General features: G+C 56.7%; 24 protein-coding genes. 11 read left to right on the forward strand and 13 right to left on the reverse strand.

All coding sequences use genetic code 11. From position 1 onward, the window contains the following. Positions 1 to 5 precede the first annotated feature (5 nt). Positions 6 to 971: an RNA methyltransferase gene (locus R3F50_18410; GenBank protein ID MEZ5492260.1), complete on the reverse strand. Its 966-nt coding sequence runs from the start codon at positions 969 to 971 to the stop codon at positions 6 to 8. Between the two features lie 203 nt (positions 972 to 1,174). Here R3F50_18410 and R3F50_18415 point away from each other — a divergent pair, with 203 nt between their 5' ends. From R3F50_18415 to R3F50_18435, 5 genes are all read left to right on the forward strand, one after another. Beyond that, positions 1,175 to 1,951: an inositol monophosphatase family protein gene (locus tag R3F50_18415; protein ID MEZ5492261.1), complete on the forward strand. Its 777-nt coding sequence runs from the start codon at positions 1,175 to 1,177 to the stop codon at positions 1,949 to 1,951. Between the two features lie 201 nt (positions 1,952 to 2,152). Continuing rightward, positions 2,153 to 3,541 (forward strand): MATE family efflux transporter, encoded by a 1,389-nt coding sequence (locus R3F50_18420; protein ID MEZ5492262.1) that lies wholly within the window; start codon positions 2,153 to 2,155, stop codon positions 3,539 to 3,541. A 213-nt stretch (positions 3,542 to 3,754) separates the two neighbouring features. Then, the gene (locus R3F50_18425; GenBank protein ID MEZ5492263.1) at positions 3,755 to 4,312 is read left to right on the forward strand and encodes a nitroreductase; all 558 of its coding nucleotides are present in this window, start codon (positions 3,755 to 3,757) and stop codon (positions 4,310 to 4,312) included. Positions 4,313 to 4,316: 4 nt separating this feature from the next. Next, the gene (locus R3F50_18430) at positions 4,317 to 4,703 is read left to right on the forward strand and encodes a hypothetical protein (GenBank protein MEZ5492264.1); all 387 of its coding nucleotides are present in this window, start codon (positions 4,317 to 4,319) and stop codon (positions 4,701 to 4,703) included. 124 nt (positions 4,704 to 4,827) lie between these two features. Beyond that, entirely contained in the window at positions 4,828 to 5,403 is a 576-nt protein-coding gene (locus R3F50_18435; protein ID MEZ5492265.1) for a lysophospholipid acyltransferase family protein, read from the forward strand. Positions 5,404 to 5,407: 4 nt separating this feature from the next. On the opposite strand, the gene R3F50_18440 is transcribed toward R3F50_18435, so the two are convergent. The 4 genes from R3F50_18440 to purU all read right to left on the reverse strand — a co-directional run bounded on the left by R3F50_18440 (position 5,408) and on the right by purU (position 8,442). Beyond that, positions 5,408 to 6,109, reverse strand: a complete 702-nt coding sequence (locus R3F50_18440; GenBank protein ID MEZ5492266.1) for a TetR/AcrR family transcriptional regulator — start codon at positions 6,107 to 6,109, stop codon at positions 5,408 to 5,410. A gap of 327 nt (positions 6,110 to 6,436) precedes the next feature. After that, a complete protein-coding gene (locus R3F50_18445; GenBank protein MEZ5492267.1) occupies positions 6,437 to 7,138 on the reverse strand; it encodes a sulfite exporter TauE/SafE family protein in 702 nt (233 codons plus the stop codon). A 79-nt stretch (positions 7,139 to 7,217) separates the two neighbouring features. Continuing rightward, positions 7,218 to 7,553, reverse strand: coding sequence for a rhodanese-like domain-containing protein (locus R3F50_18450; GenBank protein MEZ5492268.1), 336 nt, complete (start codon positions 7,551 to 7,553; stop codon positions 7,218 to 7,220). A gap of 19 nt (positions 7,554 to 7,572) precedes the next feature. Then, positions 7,573 to 8,442, reverse strand: coding sequence for a formyltetrahydrofolate deformylase (gene purU, locus R3F50_18455; GenBank protein MEZ5492269.1), 870 nt, complete (start codon positions 8,440 to 8,442; stop codon positions 7,573 to 7,575). Positions 8,443 to 8,633: 191 nt separating this feature from the next. On the opposite strand from purU, the gene R3F50_18460 reads away from it, so the two are divergent. The 4 genes from R3F50_18460 (at position 8,634) to R3F50_18475 (ending at position 12,466) form a co-directional block, all read left to right on the forward strand. Next, positions 8,634 to 9,740, forward strand: a complete 1,107-nt coding sequence (locus R3F50_18460) for an S-(hydroxymethyl)glutathione dehydrogenase/class III alcohol dehydrogenase (protein MEZ5492270.1) — start codon at positions 8,634 to 8,636, stop codon at positions 9,738 to 9,740. Positions 9,741 to 9,769: 29 nt separating this feature from the next. Then, complete coding sequence (locus R3F50_18465; GenBank protein MEZ5492271.1) at positions 9,770 to 10,189, forward strand: VOC family protein; 420 nt, start codon at positions 9,770 to 9,772, stop codon at positions 10,187 to 10,189. Positions 10,190 to 10,368: 179 nt separating this feature from the next. Continuing rightward, on the forward strand, positions 10,369 to 11,244 hold the full coding sequence (gene folD, locus R3F50_18470; protein ID MEZ5492272.1) for a bifunctional methylenetetrahydrofolate dehydrogenase/methenyltetrahydrofolate cyclohydrolase FolD: 876 nt from the start codon (positions 10,369 to 10,371) through the stop codon (positions 11,242 to 11,244). A gap of 13 nt (positions 11,245 to 11,257) precedes the next feature. After that, positions 11,258 to 12,466, forward strand: coding sequence for an amino acid aminotransferase (locus tag R3F50_18475; GenBank protein ID MEZ5492273.1), 1,209 nt, complete (start codon positions 11,258 to 11,260; stop codon positions 12,464 to 12,466). 41 nt (positions 12,467 to 12,507) lie between these two features. On the opposite strand, the gene R3F50_18480 is transcribed toward R3F50_18475, so the two are convergent. After that, positions 12,508 to 12,942, reverse strand: coding sequence for a universal stress protein (locus R3F50_18480; protein MEZ5492274.1), 435 nt, complete (start codon positions 12,940 to 12,942; stop codon positions 12,508 to 12,510). Positions 12,943 to 13,106: 164 nt separating this feature from the next. Beyond that, positions 13,107 to 14,186: a 3-deoxy-7-phosphoheptulonate synthase gene (locus tag R3F50_18485; GenBank protein MEZ5492275.1), complete on the reverse strand. Its 1,080-nt coding sequence runs from the start codon at positions 14,184 to 14,186 to the stop codon at positions 13,107 to 13,109. A gap of 195 nt (positions 14,187 to 14,381) precedes the next feature. Between R3F50_18485 and yeiP the strand changes: the two genes are divergently transcribed. Beyond that, on the forward strand, positions 14,382 to 14,948 hold the full coding sequence (gene yeiP / locus R3F50_18490) for an elongation factor P-like protein YeiP (GenBank protein ID MEZ5492276.1): 567 nt from the start codon (positions 14,382 to 14,384) through the stop codon (positions 14,946 to 14,948). A gap of 70 nt (positions 14,949 to 15,018) precedes the next feature. Here yeiP and R3F50_18495 read toward each other — a convergent pair whose 3' ends face one another. Both R3F50_18495 and murJ read right to left on the reverse strand, forming a co-directional pair. Next, entirely contained in the window at positions 15,019 to 15,741 is a 723-nt protein-coding gene (locus tag R3F50_18495) for an alpha/beta hydrolase (GenBank protein ID MEZ5492277.1), read from the reverse strand. 14 nt (positions 15,742 to 15,755) lie between these two features. Next, positions 15,756 to 17,342 (reverse strand): murein biosynthesis integral membrane protein MurJ, encoded by a 1,587-nt coding sequence (gene murJ / locus R3F50_18500; GenBank protein MEZ5492278.1) that lies wholly within the window; start codon positions 17,340 to 17,342, stop codon positions 15,756 to 15,758. 469 nt (positions 17,343 to 17,811) lie between these two features. Here murJ and rpsT point away from each other — a divergent pair, with 469 nt between their 5' ends. Continuing rightward, on the forward strand, positions 17,812 to 18,078 hold the full coding sequence (gene rpsT / locus R3F50_18505) for a 30S ribosomal protein S20 (GenBank protein ID MEZ5492279.1): 267 nt from the start codon (positions 17,812 to 17,814) through the stop codon (positions 18,076 to 18,078). 48 nt (positions 18,079 to 18,126) lie between these two features. On the opposite strand, the gene proB is transcribed toward rpsT, so the two are convergent. From proB to rplU, 4 genes are all read right to left on the reverse strand, one after another. Next, entirely contained in the window at positions 18,127 to 19,248 is a 1,122-nt protein-coding gene (proB, locus tag R3F50_18510) for a glutamate 5-kinase (GenBank protein ID MEZ5492280.1), read from the reverse strand. A 20-nt stretch (positions 19,249 to 19,268) separates the two neighbouring features. Next, a complete protein-coding gene (gene obgE / locus R3F50_18515; protein ID MEZ5492281.1) occupies positions 19,269 to 20,450 on the reverse strand; it encodes a GTPase ObgE in 1,182 nt (393 codons plus the stop codon). A 100-nt stretch (positions 20,451 to 20,550) separates the two neighbouring features. Continuing rightward, positions 20,551 to 20,808 carry a 50S ribosomal protein L27 gene (rpmA, locus tag R3F50_18520; GenBank protein MEZ5492282.1) on the reverse strand — a complete coding sequence of 86 codons (258 nt, stop codon included), beginning with the start codon at positions 20,806 to 20,808 and terminating at the stop codon, positions 20,551 to 20,553. 19 nt (positions 20,809 to 20,827) lie between these two features. Then, a complete protein-coding gene (gene rplU / locus R3F50_18525) occupies positions 20,828 to 21,139 on the reverse strand; it encodes a 50S ribosomal protein L21 (GenBank protein ID MEZ5492283.1) in 312 nt (103 codons plus the stop codon). Positions 21,140 to 21,187: the final 48 nt, after the last annotated feature.

Below are 21,187 nucleotides of genomic sequence, written 5' to 3' on the forward strand. Positions count from 1 at the left end.
CCTTACTACTCGCCGTTTTCCTCACTGCCATTTTCCCTCGCCTGCTTGAGGATCTCGACCATAGTATCGACACTACGCTTGTTGCGCGCCACCTCATCGAAATCCTTGCGTTGCCGGCGCTTGTCCTGCTTGACCTGAATCGCCTGTTCATTGGAGTTCCCCCGCAGCCGTGTGGAACGTCTACCGGTCGGCTGTGGATTATCCAGGTGATACTCCATGTGGGTTAGAATGCCGCGCAGAATGTTCATTTCCATGGTGTCCAGCCGGATACGGCTGAACAGGCGCCGCAACCGCTGCATCAGCTGCCGCGGGTTGTCAGGATCGTGAAAATCGAGTCTGACGAGCACTTCTTCCAGGTGCTGATAAAATTGTTCCACCTGCTCCCCTGTGGCCCACTCGAGATCCCAGTATTCATCTTCATTGACCGGTTCTTCACCCTGCAGACGCAGGGCATGGCGACGAATCTCGTAACAGATCACCAGCACGGCCGCCGCCAGATTTAGCGAGCTGTACTGTTCGGATGTCGGTATCTGTACATGAAAGTGACATAACTGCAATTCTTCGTTGGTCAGCCCGCTGTCTTCGCGACCAAACACCAGGGCCACCTTGTTCCCGGCACTGTCACGCACTACTTTTTCGGCGCATTCCTCAGGCAGCAGTACCGGCCAGGGAATCTTGCGGGACCTGGCACTGGTCCCGATTACCAGACCACAATCGGCGATAGCCTCCTGCAGTGATCCGTGCACGCTGGCATTTTCGAGGATGTCCAGGGCTGAGGCGGCCCGGCCCACGGCAACGCCACTTGGAAAGTCCTCCGGGTTTACCAGTGCCAGATGGAACAGTCCCATGTTTTTCATCGCCCTGGCCGCCGCGCCTATATTGCCCGGATGAGATGTGTTGACCAGTACTATCCGGATCTGTTCCACATTGAGTAACTCGTTCGCTGCCTTCAAATCCTTTCCACCCTTCAAAGCTGTCAGTCCTGCCAGTGATGGTACTATTTTTCCCCTGGTTTGTGCCCCGGCGCCGGTACTGCACCTGGCCGGGCAGAAGTATAACAGCACCGGCCGCTTACTGGTCATTCTCGGCCGCAGGCTATTCTGCTATGATGGCGCGCTTTCCAGGTGCGTCCCCGAGAGGACAACGCCATTTCCGGGACTCTCAGGACTCCACTATGCATGCTCTGTTAAACATCGCTCTGCGCGCCGCCCGCGACGGGGCCTCGGTCCTCACCGGACATTTTGATCGTCCCGATCGCGTCAGAATTCTGGAGACCCGGGGCAGCGAATTAATCACTACGGCACATCAGGACGTTGAGAAGACCCTGCTTTACCATTTGCAGAAAATCTATCCGCAATATGGCTATCACTCCTCGGCAACGCAATTACCCGAGTCGGGCACTACGAGCAATGTCTGGTTCCTGCACCCGTTGATCGGGACCGCCAATTTTTTGCGCGGCACCCAGGGATTCCTGCTTGGGCTTTCCTGCCAGGTGGACGGCCAGCTGCAGATCTCGGTATTTATCGACCCACTGCTGAATGAAGAATTTACTGCCATCCGGGGCAGTGGTGCCAGCCTGAATGGACGCCGCATCCGGGTCAGCAGTCGAATCAACCTGGAAGACAGCACCTGTGCCATGGAATTTGCGCCAGGCCAGGAGCCGGGAACCCAGACCCGCCCCCTCCAGCAGGCCCTGGAGCAGCAGGTCAGGATCCGAACTACCGGCAATGGGATACTGGATCTGGCCATGGCCTCGGCGGGTCGGCTGGACGGCGGGATAATCCCCAAGCCCCCTGCCGATCAACTGGCCAGCGTTGCCCTGCTGCTGCGCGAGGCCGGCGGGCTCGTCAGTGATATCGAGGGCAACCCCAAACTCGCAGGCGATCAACTGGTGTTCGGGAACCCCAAGTACTTCAAACAATTGCTGCAATTAGCCAGGCAACCCCGCTAGGCAACCTGCACTGCCCATCTCAAATCCGGTCAGTTGTAGCCCAAGCGAGGTGACGGCGGCAGCCGCGTCGCTTTACTATAGGGCAGGCGGCAACCCCCGCTTCAGAGCCCTGGCCCCGATGGGGGCTTACGACTCAGCCTGGCAGGGTAACGGTCTGAGCAAGCATTAATAACAAAGAAGAAAGAACTGGCAGCGGAGCGGATGCAAGAAGGAACCAAGCGACACAGCCTGAGTCTGGTGGAAGCCCCCATACCCGAGACCCTGCGGCGCATGACAGCGCCAATGATTATTGGCATGGCCATGCTGTTCACCTTCAGCCTGGTTGACACGCTGTTTATCAGCTTTCTGGGCACTGACCCACTGACCGCCATCAGCTTTACCTTCCCCGTCACTTTCATGATCATGAGCCTGGCGATCGGCCTCGGTATCGGCACTTCCGCTGTGGTGGCCAAATACATGGGGCGTGCGGATTTTGACAAAGCCAAGGAAGCATCCACGGTAACCAACTATCTGGCGATCTTCTGCGGCACGGTCACGGTATTGATTTGCTGGCTGTTCCACGACGGCATATTCCGCGCCATTGGCGCCAGTGAGGAAATCCTGCTGCTGATCAGAGAATATATGCTGATCTGGCTGCCAGGCAGCATTCTGCTGGTCGCCATCTTGAACAGCAACAGTATCCTGCGCGCCTGTGGGGATACCAAGACACCCAGCCTGCTGATGGCAGCAAGCGGATTGATCAATGCGATCATGGACCCGATTCTAATATTTGGCCTGGGACCTGTCCCGGCCCTGGGCATTCGCGGTGCCGCGCTGGCAACCCTGATTTCCTGGTTAGTCGGATTCGCCTACCTGAGTTACGTATTGATACATCGACTGGAATTGATCAGTCGCATGATTCCTTCCCGCAAGGTGTTGCTGGCGTCCAGTCGTGAAATGCTCCGCATCGGTCTGCCAGCGGCAGGCGCCAACATGATGACTCCGCTGGCGGCAGGGGTCATGACGGCAATTGCAGCCGGATTTGGTGAGCAGGCCGTGGCGGCGTTTGGCGTGGGCTCGCGCATCGAACCTTTGGCCACGTTAGTGGTGCTGGCCATGTCTTCCACCCTGCCACCACTGATCAGCCAGAATTTCGGCGCCCATCGACTGGACCGCGTCGAAGAAGCCTACCGCCTGGCAACCCGTTTCATCGTGGCCTGGCAACTGGGCGTGTATCTGGTACTGGCCGTATTCGCCGGGCTCATCGCCCTGATCTTTTCACAGGATCCTGCTGTACTCTCGGTGATCAAACTTTATATCTGGGTATTGCCTCTGGGCTATGGTTTTCAGGGCATTATCATTCTGACCAACTCAGCGCTGAATGCCCTGCACCGCCCGCTCGAGGCGCTTTATCTGTCGCTGGCAAGATTCTTTGTTTTTTACGTCCCCCTGGCGTGGCTGGGATCGCAGCTCTTCGGTATACCGGGCTTCTTCGCCGGTGCACTGACGGGCAATTTGCTGATGGCTGCAATCTCGCTACGGGCATTCAAACGAGCCCTGGGGGCTGAAATGGGCCAGTCAGCGCAACTGGAGCAGCCCCGCTCAACCTGATCAGTATTTCTTCCGGCCTCGATATCGACTGGTCCCCTGAGCATTCAACCTCGAGCAGAACCACGCTGCCTATAAGGGTTCTGTCACTCTGAAATAACATTCCCCGGTTCATTTATGGCACTGTTTGTTTTATTCTTTGGGCACACTGCAGCCGATAGTGCGCTTGTCAATCAGGCACTCATAGCTCAACACCCTCTAAACCGGAATTAACCCATGGATGCTCTTGAAGCGCTGCATACCAGAACCTCCGTTCCCAAATTAACCGACCCCGCCCCGGACGGCGAGTGTCTGGAGAATATTTGCCGGGCGGCTTTCCGTGCGGCGGACCACGGGGTCATGCGTCCCTGGCGCTTTCTGCTGATCCGTGGGAAGGCGCGCCAGAAACTGGGAGACCTGTTTGCCGAAGCGGCAGAACACAAGGACCCATCCCTGGATGCAGCGTCGCTGGAAAGAACCCGGCAAAAGCCACTGCGGGCCCCATTGATTATTGTCACAATCTCGTGCCATCAGAAAAGTCCCAAAGTACCGGAGATCGAACAGGATCTTTCAGCCGCCGCCGCAACTCAGAACATGCTGCTGGCTGCATTCGCACAGGACGTCGGCGCCTTCTGGCGGACCGGGTCCATGGCCTATGATCCGGTAGTGAGAAACGGGCTTGGGCTGAGTGATAACGAGCACGTGATCGGATTTCTTTATCTGGGGCAGAAAGCCGGGGCCAGCAAACGCCTGGCCGACCCCGATGTTTCCGAGTATTTCAGGAACTGGACGTAACACCGTGAAGCTACAATGCTGGAAGTGTGGTTCTGCGCTACAGGAAATGCGCTTTCCCTACTCGCGCTACGAGGAGTGCAGCGTCTGCAAGGCGGATCAGCATGTCTGCCGTTTGTGTCGCGAATACGATCCGAACCTGGCTGACGGCTGCCGGGAAGATCGCGCCGAGTTCGTGCTGGACAAGGAAAAGGCCAATTTCTGTGACTATTTCAAGCCGCGACCGGGCGCCTACCAGCCCAGGGATGATGCCCAGGCTCGCGAGGCCCGGGCCAGGCTTGCGGAGTTGTTCGGCGAATCATCCGGGCAATTGGAAAATGACCTGAACAGCAATCCGAAAACTGAAGCTGAGCGGGCTCTGCAGGAACTCAAGCGCCTGTTTGGTGATGAGTAGGAGCCCTGTCAGCCCATCCTGCCCCGCCGCTTGATACCCTGCTCCAATGGCTCTATAGTCAGCCGTCCCGGGCCGGAAGTGCATCAAGAGACGATGGCCGGCTACAGAGAGCTATACCTTGTAAATGCGTACTACCATTTTTTCCACTCCCCTGCTTACTCCGCTGCTGCGGGCCCTGGCCATCGCAATTCTGAAACTGACCGGCTGGACCGCTATCGGCAAGGAAATCCCCGACCCAAAACTGGTGCTGATTGGCGCACCCCATACCAGCAACTGGGATTTTCCACTGATGCTGCTGGTGGTCCTGAAGCTGCGCCTGAAGGTGTTCTGGATGGGCAAGAACTCACTGTTCCGCTTTCCGTTCGGCTGGCTGATGCGGTGGCTGGGTGGTATCCCCATCGATCGCAGCAAGGCCAACAACGTAGTACAGCAGATGACCGAAGAGTACGCCCGACAGACGGAACTTGTAGTGCTGATTCCCCCCGAAGGCACCCGCAGCAAAGTGGAACGCTGGAAGACCGGCTTTTACCATATTGCCAGAAACGCCGGCGTGCCCATCCTGCTGGGTTATGTGGATGCCCCAAAGAAACAGGCGGGACTGGCGGATTTTTTCATCCCAACGGGCGATCTGGAAAAAGATATGCAGGAAATACAGGCTTTTTACGCCGACAAAGGCGGCCTCAAACCAGAGAACGCCTGATTACTCAGCAGCTCCCTGCCCCTGACCGCTCTTCGCAATCCAGCGCTTTTAAAACAAATGTAAACACCGACGCAGCGAATTGGTCGGCATCAATCTTCATCCGCTTAAACTTCCAGCGCTTGAGATACCATTGTTGTAATAAACCCACTGTGTGAACCGCCAGCATGTCAGGATCCTCGCAGCGAAAAACCTGTTGCTCTATACCCGCCTTGAAATTATCCAGCAGAATCGACTGGGCCAGCAGCTCAAGATCCATGGCAGTTTCCTGCTGACTGCGAGGCAGCCCCTTGACCTCCATGTAGGAAAAATAAAACCAGGATTTCATGATTTCATTCATGTAGGTTTCCCCGAAAATAATCGCTTTCAACTGCGTCATCGGGTCAAGATTCTGACTGGCGAGGCTGCCAAGAACCTGGAGAATATAATGCCGCAGGACCGATTCGATGACTGACGCCAGTTCGTCCTTGCTGTGGATATAGGCGTACAGGCCGCCCATACTGATCCGCGTCTCCCGACTCAAATCCCGCAGGCTCATGGCCTGAAAACCCTTCTGGGCGCTCAGTCGAAAAGTCGCGTCAAAAATATTTTCCAGGTTGGCAGTTGCCACATTGACGTTTTTGATCTGCATCTTTTCCTTGTGCATTTCAAAAACCGTCTCCCAGACAGGCGTTCCTTCAAGTTGCCAGGCTTCCCGGAAGGCTGCCATGCTGATTTCGGTTGGCCAACGGTCCGTTGGCTCTGGCTCTAAATTTTTTTTATTCACATCTGCTCACGGCGTGATTTATCAGTTTGTTCGGTGCTGACCCGGGCCGAGTCCGAAGACTGCAAAAGCCGGCGGGCGGCCAGGAATTCTACCGTCAAAAAGCCCGGCATGGTAGGAGCCACTGAAAAGAACTCATAGGCCTTCGGGTTTTCCGGGTTCTTACGGGTTCGACCCGAACCAGTCGGGCAAGCCGGATAAACGTCGCCGGGCGCTGCCAGACTCTGTGCTCCAAAGCCCGTTTCCCGACCTTTGCGACAATCCGCCGTTGTGTCATAGCCAGAAGGAAACGACGGCAATAATGCCGCTTACTGAGCAAAGCGCCAGAGAGGAAAGCCGCAGGAGCCGCGGCGATATCAGGTGCCAGGTGTGCCTTGCCAGCCAGTAGCCCAGCAATGTGCCCGGTAACAGCGGCAACGCCAGCATTATTTCACGCCCACCGAAGTAGCCAATCGGCGCCAGCATCGCCAGGGACATGATACAACTGACGACGAAAAACGCTGACAGATTAGCCCGGATGTACTGGGCTTCCTGATGCTGAAGCACCAGTGCCATGGGTGGCCCTCCGATTGAGGAGCTGGTGCCCATGAAACCCGACAGAAATCCCGCGGTCATCAGGTGTCCGGGGGTTGGTGTCAGGGACACGGTTTTCAGACTGACAGCGACCGCCAGCAGAACCGAAACCCCCAGCCAGAGCCCCAGGAGATCCTGATTAATCCAGAGTATCAGCAACGCGCCAGCGACCGAACCCGGTACCCGGCCTATAACGGCATATTTGAGCCCGCGCAATGAAATTGACTTCCGATGCCCCCAGGCATTGGCAACAGACAATGTAAAAGCACTTACCGTAATCGGGGCCGGGACATAAGCAGGGTCGATAAAAAACAACACTGGCGCGGCGATGATGGCCAGGCCGAACCCTATCGAGCTCTGAATGTATGACCCCAGGGTAATGACGGCAATCGCCAGCAGCATCTGTGTATTCACCAGCCAGTGCGCCTCATGTCATCAGCCTGTTGAGGCGGCCATTGTGTGCAAACCCTGCTTTCAGTACTCATAAGGAATCTTTCTGCCGCGCGACAATCGAATCATAGGAACCTTCATTGACAACGTACTGAAACCCCATCTCCATCAGGATTTCCAGCGCCAGTCCAGCGAAGCCTGCACTGCTGTCGTACAGATGCACTGGCGCATACAGATCTGTGACCAGTTCACTGATCCGGTGGGCGATCTCACCTCGCGGGATATTAACAGCACCTTCGACGTGCCCGCGCTGGTATTCCCGGGGCGACCGCAGATCTATCCAGATCGCGCCTGGCTCCGCAGAATCCGCCGTTTGCGCAGGCAGAGGCAGGCTAAAGCAAAGCGTAGCCAGCAGGATAAAAACCATGCTTCTCACAAGAAATCTCCTAGCGGAAAACAACCGTCCGATTGCCGTTTAAAATGATGCGATGTTCGCAGTGCCATCTGACAGCCCGGGCAAAAGCCACGCACTCCGCATCACGCCCTATCTGCACCAGATCGTTAACGTCACAGTTGTGATCCACTTTTTCTACCACCTGTTCAATTATCGGTCCTTCATCGAGATCGGTAGTGACATAATGGGCGGTTGCACCGATAACCTTAACCCCCCTCATATAGGCCTGGCGATAGGGGTTGGCCCCTTTAAATCCGGGTAGAAATGAATGGTGAATATTTATAATTCTACCTTCAAGCGCACCGCACATTTCGGCAGACAGGATCTGCATGTAGCGGGCCAGCCCGAACAGATCCACGCGTTCCTGCTCGATTATTCGCAGCATTTCCTGTTCCTGTTGCTGCTTGTTCCGGCCGTCGACGGGAAGGTAGTGATAAGGCAGACCATACCATTCTGTCATCTTCTCCATCTCGCGATGATTGGAAATAACACCAACCACCTGAGCGGGTAAGGCACCGCTGCCCCAGCGATGCAGTATATCGTTAAGGCAATGGGTATGCCGGGACACTGCCAGCAACAGCCGGGGCTTTACCGACAGGTCGAAAAACGACCATTGCATGTGGAACTGCCTGCCAATGACGCCGAAATCGCGATCCAGGTCTTCGCTGCCGGGCAGGCGGGATTCCACCTCTTCGAACGCCACCCGCATGAAAAACTGATTCACCTCGGGATCCCGATGTTGTGCTGCATCGGTGATCGTCGCTCCGCGCTGAAAAAGGAAATCGCTCACTGCCCGCACGATGCCATTCGCTTCCGGACAGGATACGGTCAGGACAAACCTTCTAGGATCGGTCTTCGGCACTTGTGACCTGCTTTCGTTCAATCCGCACCCATGCCCGGGCAGGACCATCTATAATAAAGCCGCGCAGTTTACCACTGTGGGCCAGTGAGTCATACCGGTGAAACTGCCTGCCGGTTGCCTGGGCAGGGGACGATCATTACAATCGAACGCCTGCGGATAAAATCCACCAGCAACCAACAGGTAAGCTTTCTATGAAATCACGAGCCGCTGTCGCCTTTGAGGCCGGAAAACCCCTTGAAATCGTCGAGGTCGATGTACAGGGCCCCAAAGCCGGTGAGGTGCTGGTGGAAATCAAGGCCACCGGCGTCTGCCACACGGATGCCTTCACGTTGTCCGGAGACGACCCGGAAGGTGCGTTTCCGGCCATACTTGGCCACGAAGGTGCCGGCGTTGTGGTGGAAATCGGCCCCGACGTCAAGTCTGTCAGCGTCGGCGACACCGTCATACCGCTCTATACCCCGGAGTGTCGGGAGTGTGACTTCTGCCTGCACCCCAAAACCAATCTGTGCCAGTCGATCCGCGCCACCCAGGGGCAGGGCCTGATGCCCGATGGCAGCAGCCGCTTCTCCCTCGACGGCAAACCGATTCTCCATTACATGGGGTGCTCGACATTTTCCAATTACACGGTGCTGCCGGAAATAGCCCTGGCGAAAATCCGCAGTGACATACCTTACGACAAGGTCTGCTATATCGGTTGCGGCGTAACCACGGGCGTCGGTGCCGTTGCCTTTGACGCCAAGGTCGAACCTGGCAGTACAGTGGCTGTATTCGGCCTGGGCGGGATCGGCCTGAACGTGGTGCAAGGGGCGAGAATGGTCGGTGCGGACCGGATTATCGGCATTGATACCAACCCCGCCAAGGCAGCGCTGGCGCGCCAGTTCGGCATGACAGATTTCGTTAATCCCCACGACGTGGATGACGTTACGGCAGCAATAATCGACATGACCAACGGGGGCGTTGACTACAGCTTCGAGTGTATCGGTAATGTCCACACCATGCGTCAGGCTCTGGAATGCTGCCACAAGGGCTGGGGGGAGTCTGTCATCATCGGCGTGGCCGGTGCCGGTCAGGAGATAGCTACCCGCCCCTTCCAACTGGTAACGGGCCGTGTCTGGCGCGGTTCTGCCTTCGGGGGAGCCAGAGGCAGAACCGATGTACCGAAGATCGTTGACTGGTACATGCAGGGTAAAATCCAGATCGACCCCCTGATCACCCATACCATGCCCCTGGAGGACATCAACCGGGCCTTCGACCTGATGCATGCCGGGGAAAGCATTCGCTCTGTGGTACTGTTTTGATCCATTGATTTTTTCGCGCGGGGACAACTATGAAATACCTCCACACCATGGTGCGGGTCACCGATCTCGACCAGTCGCTGGACTTTTACTGCAATAAGCTGGGGCTCAAGGAAATCCGCCGGGTCGATCATGAACAGGGCCGTTTTACCCTGGTCTTTCTGGCCGCAGAGGGGGACGAGGCTGCCCAGGTCGAACTAACCTACAACTGGGATCCGGAAGAATATGGCGCAGGGCGCAATTTTGGTCACCTGGCCTACCAGGTGGACGATATCTACGCCACCTGTGAAAAACTGCAGGCCGGTGGTATTACCATAAACCGTCCTCCAAGGGACGGCCGCATGGCTTTCGTGCGCTCACCAGACAATATCTCTATCGAATTGCTGCAGGCGGGCGCCCCCCTGCCCCCGAAAGAACCCTGGGCCAGCATGCCGAACTCAGGGAGCTGGTAGCCGCGCTCACTCACCTCACCGATCAGAACCAGCGCTGTCAGCAGCATCAACGGGGCTTTGGATCATCAACCTGATCAGGTTGCCGCGTTTCTTGAGCGCTCAGGGTAGCTCGATTATCATAGCCGCCCTGAAATCAGCCCGTCAGCGGTTCCATTCCTCAGCAAAGGCAGCTTCGCAACATGCAGATACTAGATGGCAAACAGACCTCCGAACAGATTCGCCGGGAAATCGCCGAGCAGGTGAAAACCATCAGGCAACAGGGCGGCAAGGCTCCGCACCTGGCTGCGGTACTGGTTGGTAACGACGGTGCCAGCGAAACTTACGTAGCCAACAAGGTCAAGGATTGCGAAGAAGTGGGCTTCGATTCGACAGTTATCCGCCTGCCCGACTCAATCAGTGAAGACGAACTGTTGAATCGAATCGAGGAGCTCAACCAGGACGACAATATCGATGGTTTCATCGTGCAACTTCCGGTCCCGAAGCACATCGACGATCACAAGGTCATCCTGGCCATCGATCCGGCCAAGGATGTGGACGGCTTCTGCCCCGCCAATGTCGGCAATCTGTGCCTGGGGCTGCCGACCTATATCTCGGCCACACCAAACGGCATCATGGAACTGCTGGCCCGCTATGAAATCGAGACTGAGGGCAAGCACTGTGTAGTGCTGGGGCGCAGTAACATCGTCGGCACGCCCATGGCAATTCTGCTTTCACGCAACACCCGCCCCGGCAACTGCACGGTGACCCTGCTGCACAGCCGCAGTCAGGATATTGCCGGGCATTGCCGGAATGCCGACATCCTGGTAGCCGCCATAGGCAGGCCCAACTACGTGACTGCCGACATGGTTAAACCAGGTGCCGTCGTTATCGACGTTGGTATCACGCGAGTGGCAGACGACAGCCGCAGCAGCGGCTTCCGTCTGGTGGGCGATGTTGATTTTGACGCTGTAAGCGCCAGATGCAGTTTCATCACACCGGTACCCGGCGGTGTCGGCCCCATGACCCGCGCTTCGTTATTACAAAACACCCTGAAAGCCTGCCAACGGAAATCCTGAGGAAGCCAGCACCATGTTTGAATCACTGGAAAGTCTTAGCGCCGATCCGATTCTGGGATTAATGGCGGCCTACCGCGCCGATCGCAACCCCGATAAAATCGATCTGGGGATTGGCGTCTACAAGGATCCCAGAGGGAAAACCCCGGTAATGGCAGCGGTCAAAGAAGCCGAAACACGCCTGCTGGCGACTCAGGAGACCAAATCTTACGTGGGACCAGCCGGGGATGGCGCCTACAACGAACACATAGCCCGGCTGGTGCTGGGCGATTCCCTTGGCGAACTGTTACAGGGCCGGCGCTGCACTGTTCAGGTCCCTGGTGGTTGCGGCGGGCTGCGGGTGGCTGCTGAATTCATCATGAAGGCCAACCCCCAGGCCCGTATCTGGGTAAGTGACCCCACCTGGCCCAATCACGTGCCACTGCTGGGTACCGCTGGATTGCGGATAGAGACCTACCCCTACTACGACTACGAAAACCATGTCATCCGGTTCGAGGAGATGCTGGAAGCCCTGGCCACGGCAGGCAGTAACGATCTGGTCCTGCTGCACGGTTGTTGCCACAATCCCTGCGGTGCTGATCTGACCCCGGAGCAGTGGCAGGCAGTCCGTGATCTGGCACTGGAGAAAGGCTTCACTGTCTTTGTAGACCTGGCCTATCAGGGCCTCGGCGATGGCCTCGACGAAGACGTTTACGGCGTGCGCCTGCTGGCAGAGTCATTGCCGGAACTGATCGTGGTCAGCTCCTGCTCGAAAAATTTCGGCCTTTACCGCGAACGGGTCGGTGCGCTCACTGTTATCTGCCAGTCTCCCGCTCAGCTGAGTGCCGTTTCGAGCCAGCTGGCTTCGATAGCCCGAGGTATCTACTCAATGCCCCCGGACCACGGTGCCGCCATAGTCCGCATAATCCTGGAAGACCCGGATCTGACAATCAGCTGGGACCGGGAGCTGACAGAAATGCGGGATCGCATCAACGGCTTGCGGTCCACACTGGCCACTCGACTGGCAGCCGCCGGCGCCAGCCGCAACTTTGATTTTATTCAGAACGAAAAGGGAATGTTTTCTTTCCTTGGCATCGGCGTTGCGCAGGTGCAGCAGCTGATAGAGAACTACAGCATTTACCTGGTCAACTCCAGCCGGGTCAACGTGGCGGGTATAAACGAGAGCAATATTGACTACCTGGTCGAAAGCCTGGTGTCAGTGCTGGGGGCTGTTGACTCTGACTAGCGAACAGTTAGTGGTAACAGCCAGACCCGGCGCCGGCGCGCTTAGAGCCTGACCGCCATCACGTCGGTATCAATGCCCTGCAACACACAGTTGGTCGTTGCACCGGGCAGGCTCATCCAGCCGCTGTTCTTGGTATGGCTGCCGACAATCACGAGGTCGGCTTCCAGGTCATGGGCGAGTCGCTTGATTTCGGTAGCCGGTTCGCCACGGCGGATATTGATCTGTTGGGAGGGAACGCGGAAACCATTGCGCATCAGAATGTCATCCAGCTTGACCGTCGCCTGGTCCAGCAATCGCCTTTGATCCGGATCTCTTGGGTCCACACGGTCGTCGGAAAACAGCACATCAGTCCGCAGCACATGAACCACATGAACCCGGTCCATACGACCGCTGCACAGCTTCAGTACGCGCCTCAGCAGTTGATCGGAGTCGGGAGTAAGGTCAATCGCGAGGAGCAACTTTTCAAAGATATCCAAAACACGCCTCCCGGCTGGGATCAGCCTTCTGACTGGCACTGATACCACTAAAAACCAAAAAAGATGCGGGCTAGTATGGGACACTCGCTGCTGATACCACTTGATCTACATCAACCGGCAGAAACAAACAGTACCACCCTCACAGCCACTAACGTGACGGGTGTCTAATCACTGGCACGCTGCGGCAGAACGGACTTAACAGCCGCAGCGAAACTGCGCAGCATCACCTCGGTCGCATCCCAGCCGACACAGGCATCGGTGATGGATACTCCGTAGCGGATTTCATCGAGGTCGTCAGGTATCGGCTGATTACCTTCCAGCAGATTACTCTCCAGCATGACGCCGATAATGGAACGATTACCGGCTTTAATCTGCTCGGCGATATCATTCAGCACCATCACCTGCTTCTGAAAATCCTTACTCGAATTACCGTGGCTGCAATCGATCATGATGTTCTTTGTAATACCGGCTTTCTGCAGCTCCGCCTCACAGTTGGCCACACTGGCCCGATCATAGTTGGGAGAATTGCCCCCTCTCAGGATGACGTGACAGTGGGGATTACCCGAAGTACGAAAGACCGCCACTTTGCCCTGTTCGGTAATGCTGATAAAACTGTGGCTGGCGGAAGCTGATCGAATGGCATTGACCGCCACGGAAAGATTCCCTTCGACATTGTTTTTAAATCCAACAGCGGAAGAAATCCCACTGGCGAGTTTGCGGTGTGTGGGAGATTCTGTAGTACGGGCACCTATCGCTGTCCAGGTTACCAGATCTTGAAGATACTGCGGTGAAATCAGATCCAGAGCCTCCACCGCTATGGGTAATCCGATCCTGGCGATTTTCAACATCAGTTCCCGGCCGGTTCTCAATCCATGATCAATCCGGTATGACCCGTCCAGATGGGGATCGTAAATCAATCCCTCCCAACCGATGGAGGTCCTGGGTTTTTCAAAATACACCCGCATGAGTATTAAAAGAGAATCGGACAATTCGTCAGCCAGCGGTTTAAGTCGCTCGGCGTAGTCAATCGCTTCACTGGTATTGTGGATCGAGCAGGGCCCCACCACCACAGCAACCCGGGGATCCTGCCTGTCCAGGATCGCCTTCAGACTCCGGTGACCCTGCAAAACGGTCTCCAAAGCTTCCCCTTCCAGGGGCAGCTCGTCTTTCAGTTGTCCGGGGGTCGGCAATTCCTCATAACCAATGATATGCAGATTGTCGATTTCATTGTTTCGCTCGCTCATGGTACATCCAGTCTGAATAAGATTCGTGTATTATCCTGCCGCCGCGCCGGAATGGCAAAGTCGGGTTCCCGTACCACTGTTGTTGTCCACTCTGAATCGCTGGCATGACAGCAGCGACTGGATTCTCATCAGTGGTTTACTCACTATTGCCGATCCAGTAAATTGGCTCCAGCTTGAAAACTAATGGGGGTTGAAATGCCAAAGGCAAGTGAACTGAAAAGAGGAATGGTAATCGACATCGACGGCGTTCCGCATATCGTCAAGCAACTGGAAAGTAAAAGCCCATCGTCACGGGGCGCCGCCACGCTCTATAAAGTCCGCTTTAATAACTTGCAAACCGGCCAGAAACTGGACGAGTCTTTCAAGGGGGACGACCACCTCAAGGAATCGGACTGTATCCGGGTCAAGGTGCAGTACTCCTACAAAGACGGTGATGCCTACTTTTTCATGGACACGGAAGACTTCACCCAGTACAGCCTGAACGCCGACCAGCTGGAAGGCCAGCTGGAGTTTCTCGCCGAGCAACAGGACGACATCATCGCCCTGATCATGGACGGGAACCTCCTCAGCATCGAGCTCCCCCAATCGGTATCACTGACAATCGAAGAGACGCCGCCAGCCGTGAGCGGCTCCTCCGCCACCAACCGGACCAAGACAGCATTGCTGTCCACCGGCCTGGAAGTTCAGGTGCCCGAGTATCTTGCACCCGGCGAGGTAATCCGGGTGAATACTCTGACCGGCAAGTTCATTTCCAGAGCCTGACCGGCACCTGGCCACCCGATCGCGCATGGATCGAAGGAGCCACTGATTAATTACCACAATGTTATGGTAATTAATCAGTGGCTCCCTGGTGTAAGAAGCGCCCGTAAGCGAGAAAATACAGAACCTGGTCGATGACCTCATCATTGAACATCATCCAGGTATGGGTGACTGGCAGAATGATATGATCCGTCATTCCCTCTACCCGCGTGCTCTCGACAGACACCTTGCCGTCGTCGGGGCCGGGGATCAGGGCCGTGTACAATGGATTCAGACTCTGATTGCCGGCAATCACTCCAAGCTCAAAATTCACGGCACCGAGGGATTCCGGAACGCTGCCATCACCGGTGCCCAGCTGATCTCCGGAGGGCCCGTTAAGCAATCCGAAACCGGGGAACTCCCCCAGGGCATCCACCAGTTCGCTGCCCTGATTGGGTGGCCCCAGCATGACTACCCGACCCAGCCGCGGGTCAGCCCTGTTGGCAAAATAATACCTGACCAGAATACTGCCCAGCGAATGGGTAACGAAATGAACAGTCGTCGTACCCCCCGACGAGCAGCGCTGCAACCCCTCCCCCACCGCCAGCCAGGACAGCTCCTCCACCGGGTAATTCCGGGAGGGGTAGCTGATATTGGTGACTGTATAGCCCGCTTCCTGCAGTTTTCGCTCCAGTTCATCCATGGAACCGGCCGTTCGCCCCAGGCCGTGCAGCAGCACCACACATTCCCGAACCGATTCTGCGGCGGCCGGTACAGCAAGAATCATAAACAGCATTGTGACAATCAGGCGTTTCATAAGTTTTGCTTTTGCTACCTGTGCAGGTCCAGTGGGCGCATCCCTGTTATATAGAGGCTGCCGGCGTAAATTACCAGGCCACCGACGCAGGTGAGCATCAGTTGCAGCACCCGTGACCAGATCCCCAACTCCAGCCAGACTGTCCAATCTCCCGCGAACCAGCTCAAAAACAGCACCATCGTTGTATTGGCAAGGCCCAGTCGCACCAGGAACAACAGCCAGCCTGGCTGACGGACTATCAGTTTGTCACGCCACAGGCCGGCAAACAGCAGGCCGGCATTGAGAAAGGCGGCCAGGCTGGTTGCCAGTGCCAGCCCAACATGCTGGAGGTCAAAGCCGAATACCAGCACCATGTTCATTGCCATATTTGCCGCCATGGCGATGATACCGATTCGAACCGGCGTACTGGTATCCTGCCTGGCAAAATAGCCTGGCGCAAATATTTTCACGCCCATGTAGGCAATCAGACCCAGTGCGTAGGCCCGCAGGCTCATGGCAACCCGCTCCACATCGGTGACGGAGAACTGTTCGTTCTGAAACAGGGTGATCAGGATGGGCTCCGCGATCACGCCCAGAGCCAGGGCCGCCGGGATAGCGATCAGGCAGATAAGCCGCATGGCCCAGTCCAGCGTGCCCGCGAAATCAGCCAGGGAATTTTCCGCATTTTTGCGCGACAGACTGGGCAGAACCACCGTGGCGATCGCGATACCGAAAACGCCCAACGGTAATTCGACCAGTCGATCAGAATAATAAAGCCAGGACACCGCATTGGACATCAACAGTGAAGCGATAAAAGCGTCCAGCAGCAGATTAATCTGACTGACCGAGACACCAAAAAGCGCCGGGATCATCAACTTCCCGATCTGCCTGACGCCCGGGTGCCTGCGGTTCAGTACAGGGACTGGAAACAGCTGAATCCGGGCCAGAAACGGCAATTGAAAAAACAGCTGAACCACGCCCGCAATCAACACCCCCCAGGCCAGAGCCAGTTCCGGCCGGGTCATGTAAGGCGCCAACAGCAGCGCACAGGCGATCAACGAGACATTCAGCAAGGCCGGCGTCAGGGCCGGTACCGCAAAGCGGTCGTAGCTGTTGAGAATCGCACCACAAAACGCCGTGAGAGAGATCAGCAGCAGATACGGAAAGGTAAGTCGCAGCATCTGTACAAAAAGCTGGAACTTATCCGGTTGATCCAGAAACCCGTAGGCAATGGGCACCGAGATGTAGGGTGCCGCGACCACCACCAGCACCGTGACAAGCAGCAGAATCAAACCCAGCGTCCCGGCCACGGAATTGATGAGCTGCTGAACGTCCTGATGACTGCGCTGCGTGCGGTATTCCGAAAGCACAGGCACAAACGCCTGATTGAAGGCCCCTTCGGCAAACAACCGGCGTAGAAAGTTGGGAATCCGGTTCGCCAGGAAAAAGGCGTCGGTTCCGTCACCGACTCCGAACACCCTGGCAATCACCACGTCACGGATCAGGCCAAGTACCCGCGACACCAGGGTCATCATGCCAGTCACGCCACTGGCTCTCAGCAGCCCTGAGTTGCCCTTGCCGGCTATTGCTGTGTGTGGAACCGCTGATCGTTTATCAGTCATGAATTGGCTTGTTCGCCCCGGGGCCTAGTTGTTACGAAGGGAAACCCTCAGGGAGCTTCTGATTTAATTACCACAATGCTCTGGCCCTCAGGACGGGCCTGCCGGGCGGCGTTGTCGGCGCTTGGCAAGGGAGTGTGCCCCTTCCCTGCCCACGACGCCTGGCAGCAGCTCCCGCCAGACTGCCGCAGAGCGTTGTGGCAATTAATCAGAGGCTCCTTAGGAAGCAACGCAATACGCTGATCATCCAGGCAAACCCCTTACCTCTATCGTCCATCCTGCAATCTAGTAAAGCGCATAATAGCGCCAGCCTCCGGCGTTGCCCCCGCCACTGCCCGCCTATTGACATCATCAGGCGAAAACGGCATAGTGTCGCGCTCGAAAATTGGGCCTTGCAGCAAGTCTCGACTGCTCCGTTTCCCAGTTAAGACACCGATTAAAATCGCTTATCGACAACACAGAGGAGTAACTCTTGGCTAACTCTCCGCAAGCACGCAAACGTGCGCGTCAGGCAGAAACTCGACGCCGGCACAATGCAAGTTTCCGATCCATGGTTCGAACCAGCATCAAGAAAATTATTGCTGCCATTCAATCAGGGGACTACGAACAGGCAACTACCGCTTACAACAACGCGGTACCGGTGATCGATCGCATGGCCGATAAAGGCATCATCAAGAAGAACAAGGCTGCCAGACACAAGAGTCGTCTCAATGCGAAGATCAAAGCCCTCAAGGCCTGATCACTCGCTGAAAAAACCGGCAACACGCCGGTTTTTTTTGGCCGGCAATCAGTCGGTCAGCGCCATGTTATCGCGATGTATGATCGCTGGCTCACCGGAATACCCCAGCAGTGCTTCAATCCTGCTGCTTGGCTGACCCTGCAGCAGAAGCACCTCTTCACTGCTGTAATTCGTTAAACCCCTGGCAACCTCATTTTTCTGATTGTCCACGCAGGCAACTACGTCGCCTCGTTTAAATTTTCCTTCGCAGCCGGTAATGCCTACCGCCAGCAGACTGCGCCCGGAATTTCGCAGGACTTCCACGGCACCGGCATCCAGCACCAGGGTACCACGCACCTTCAGCTGCCCGGCCAGCCACTGTTTGCGGGCTGCCACGGATTCCTGCTCGGGAATCAACAGGGTCCCAAGGTCGTCCCCCTGCAGAATCCGCATCAGCACTTCGTCCTCCCGGCCATTGGCGATCACCGTCCTGGTTCCGGACCGCGCGGCGAGACGGGCGGCTGTGAGCTTGGTCAGCATGCCGCCGCGGCCCAGGCTGCTGCCGGCGCCGGCCATTTTCTGCAGGCTGCGGTCCTCCGCCGCGGCTTCCCGGATCAGGTGCGCATCGGGATTCAGCCGGGGGTCGGCACTGTACAGGCCCTGCTGGTCGGTGAGCAGTATCATGGCATCGGCATTGATGAGATTGGCAACCAGCGCTGCCAGGGTGTCGTTATCGCCAAAGCACAGCTCCGCAGTAGCCACGCTGTCGTTTTCGTTGACCACGGGCACCACAGCCATCTCCAGCAGGGTTATAAGCGTGCTGCGCGCATTCAGGTAGCGGGTGCGGTTGGAAAGATCTTCATGGCTCAGGAGTATTTGCGCCGCATGCACGCCGTGGCGGGAAAAGCAGGTTTCGTAGGCCTGTATGACACCCATCTGCCCGACCGCCGCGGCCGCCTGCTGCAGCGCGACCTCCCGCGGCCTGCTCTTCAAGCCCAGCCTTGCCACGCCCTCAGCCACGGCCCCGGAGGACACCAGTACGAGCTTGTAACCGCGCCGTTGCAGGACGACCAACTGATCTGCCCAGCCCTCGATCGCAGCACGGTCAAGCCCGAGACCGTTGTTCGTGATCAGGGAGCTGCCAATTTTTACTACCAGTCGTCGGGCTTTTTTGAGCTCAGAACGCATCATAATGAAATACAGAACCCCCGCTAGTCCAAATAGTCCAGATCATCCAGTTCGTCCAGCTCATCCAGCTCGTCATAGTCCCGGTTGCTTTTCCGCACCGGGCGACTGCGCCGTACACTGTCTCGAATCTCACGCTCCATCTGCCGGTCCTGTTCAGCCTGCGCGGCAACGTAATCCTGGTCCTCCCGCAGCCTGAGACGATGTTCCTCAATGGCACTCATCAGCGCTTCACAGAGTACATCAAGCCCCTGACGGGAAACCGCTGAGATGGCAAATACCGGTGCCAACCAGCCAAGGCTGTCCACAATACGCTGCTGCAGTGCCTGCAGCTGTTCATCGGACAATAAATCAATTTTGTTCAGCACCAGCCAGCATTCTTTGCCAGCCAGACCAGGGCTGAATTTTTGCAGCTCAGCCATGATGGTTTCGATGTTCTGCACTGGATCGCCGCCATCCACCGGCAGCACATCCACCAGGTGCAGGAGCAGTCGCGTGCGGGCCAGGTGTTTCAGAAAGCGAAATCCAAGACCCGCTCCCTCGGCGGCCCCTTCGATCAAGCCCGGTATATCGGCAACCACAAAGCTGCGATCAAGGCCCAGACTCACCACGCCCAGGTTGGGCACCAGGGTGGTAAAGGGGTAGTCTGCCACTTTCGGTTTAGCGGCGGTAATGGCGCGAATCAGGGTAGATTTACCGGCGTTGGGCAGACCCAGCAGGCCAACGTCGGCGACAACTTTCAACTGCAGTTGCAGGCTGCGAACCTCTCCCGGCGTGCCAGTGGTGGTTTTCCGCGGGGCGCGGTTGGTGCTGGACTTGAAGCGGGTGTTCCCCAGGCCCCGACGACCGCCCCGGGCGACCAGAATCCGTTGACCGGCCTCGGTAAGATCGCCCAGCATTTCATTGGTATCTGCGTCGATAATCGTGGTGCCGGTAGGGACCTTGACCAGCAGATCCTCCCCGCCGGCTCCGGTGCAGTTCCGCCCCTGACCGGACTGACCCGATTGGGCCCGGTAACGGGGCTGAAAACGGAAATCCACCAGGGTGTTCAGGTTATCATCTGCTTCCAGGTAGACGCTGCCCCCATCGCCACCGTCGCCGCCATCCGGGCCGCCTTTCTCGATGAATTTCTCCCGACGGAAGCTCAGGCAGCCGTTCCCACCATTGCCCGCTTCCACCGTGATTTCCACTTCATCGACAAATTTCACAATAATTCCCGCCTGTTGATAAGAAACGTTCCCTGGTCAAATTCCACATACAAAAAAGCCCCGTCGATCGACGAGGCTTTTGCGGCATTCAGTAGAACGCTTAAGCCGGCTCGACGCTGACGAATTTCCTGTTTTTTGGTCCTTTGACTTCGAACTTCACCATGCCGTCAGCCTTGGCGTAGATGGTGTGATCCTTGCCCAGACCGACATTTTCGCCCGGGTGAAACCGCGTCCCGCGCTGGCGTACGATGATGTTGCCTGCCACTGCACGCTGACCGCCGAAAAGCTTCACGCCCAGCCGTTTGGATATGGAATCGCGACCATTACTGGTGCTACCACCTGCTTTTTTATGTGCCATGGTTTACTCCTGAATTCTGTTAGGCCGTGATGCCGGTAATTTTAACCTCGGTATACCACTGTCTGTGGCCCTGCTGCTTGCGATGGTGCTTGCGACGGTTGAACTTGATGATCTGTACCTTTTTCGCTCGCGCCTGGGTCAACACTTGCGCGGTAACCTTGCTGCCCTCGACATAGGGGGTGCCGATCTTCACCGAATCACCCTCACCAACCATCAGAACCTTGTCAAAATCAACCTGCTCACCTGTAGCCGCCTCCAGCTTTTCCAGCTTGAGGACTTCACCTTCCTCAACGCGATGCTGCTTGCCACCACTCTCAATCACTGCGTACATATCTCACGGGCTCCGCTTTATATTCTGGAAAAGGCACGCCTGGCGGGC

The sequence above is a fragment of the Gammaproteobacteria bacterium genome (assembly GCA_041395725.1).
In the GTDB taxonomy this organism is placed as follows: Bacteria; Pseudomonadota; Gammaproteobacteria; order Pseudomonadales; family Pseudohongiellaceae; genus NORP240.

Excerpts from the sequence above, each read along its gene's own strand:
- R3F50_18415 (MEZ5492261.1), top strand. The coding sequence starts at position 1,175 with ATGCATGCTCTGTTAAACATCGCTCTGCGCGCCGCCCGCGACGGGGCC.
- R3F50_18420 (MEZ5492262.1), top strand. The coding sequence starts at position 2,153 with ATGCAAGAAGGAACCAAGCGACACAGCCTGAGTCTGGTGGAAGCCCCC.
- R3F50_18425 (MEZ5492263.1), top strand. The coding sequence starts at position 3,755 with ATGGATGCTCTTGAAGCGCTGCATACCAGAACCTCCGTTCCCAAATTA.
- R3F50_18435 (MEZ5492265.1), top strand. The coding sequence starts at position 4,828 with ATGCGTACTACCATTTTTTCCACTCCCCTGCTTACTCCGCTGCTGCGG.
- R3F50_18440 (MEZ5492266.1), bottom strand. The coding sequence starts at position 6,109 with ATGGCAGCCTTCCGGGAAGCCTGGCAACTTGAAGGAACGCCTGTCTGG.
- R3F50_18445 (MEZ5492267.1), bottom strand. The coding sequence starts at position 7,138 with ATGCTGCTGGCGATTGCCGTCATTACCCTGGGGTCATACATTCAGAGC.
- R3F50_18450 (MEZ5492268.1), bottom strand. The coding sequence starts at position 7,553 with ATGGTTTTTATCCTGCTGGCTACGCTTTGCTTTAGCCTGCCTCTGCCT.
- R3F50_18460 (MEZ5492270.1), top strand. The coding sequence starts at position 8,634 with ATGAAATCACGAGCCGCTGTCGCCTTTGAGGCCGGAAAACCCCTTGAA.
- R3F50_18465 (MEZ5492271.1), top strand. The coding sequence starts at position 9,770 with ATGAAATACCTCCACACCATGGTGCGGGTCACCGATCTCGACCAGTCG.
- folD (MEZ5492272.1), top strand. The coding sequence starts at position 10,369 with ATGCAGATACTAGATGGCAAACAGACCTCCGAACAGATTCGCCGGGAA.
- R3F50_18475 (MEZ5492273.1), top strand. The coding sequence starts at position 11,258 with ATGTTTGAATCACTGGAAAGTCTTAGCGCCGATCCGATTCTGGGATTA.
- R3F50_18485 (MEZ5492275.1), bottom strand. The coding sequence starts at position 14,186 with ATGAGCGAGCGAAACAATGAAATCGACAATCTGCATATCATTGGTTAT.
- yeiP (MEZ5492276.1), top strand. The coding sequence starts at position 14,382 with ATGCCAAAGGCAAGTGAACTGAAAAGAGGAATGGTAATCGACATCGAC.
- R3F50_18495 (MEZ5492277.1), bottom strand. The coding sequence starts at position 15,741 with ATGAAACGCCTGATTGTCACAATGCTGTTTATGATTCTTGCTGTACCG.
- murJ (MEZ5492278.1), bottom strand. The coding sequence starts at position 17,342 with ATGACTGATAAACGATCAGCGGTTCCACACACAGCAATAGCCGGCAAG.
- proB (MEZ5492280.1), bottom strand. The coding sequence starts at position 19,248 with ATGATGCGTTCTGAGCTCAAAAAAGCCCGACGACTGGTAGTAAAAATT.
- rpmA (MEZ5492282.1), bottom strand. The coding sequence starts at position 20,808 with ATGGCACATAAAAAAGCAGGTGGTAGCACCAGTAATGGTCGCGATTCC.
- rplU (MEZ5492283.1), bottom strand. The coding sequence starts at position 21,139 with ATGTACGCAGTGATTGAGAGTGGTGGCAAGCAGCATCGCGTTGAGGAA.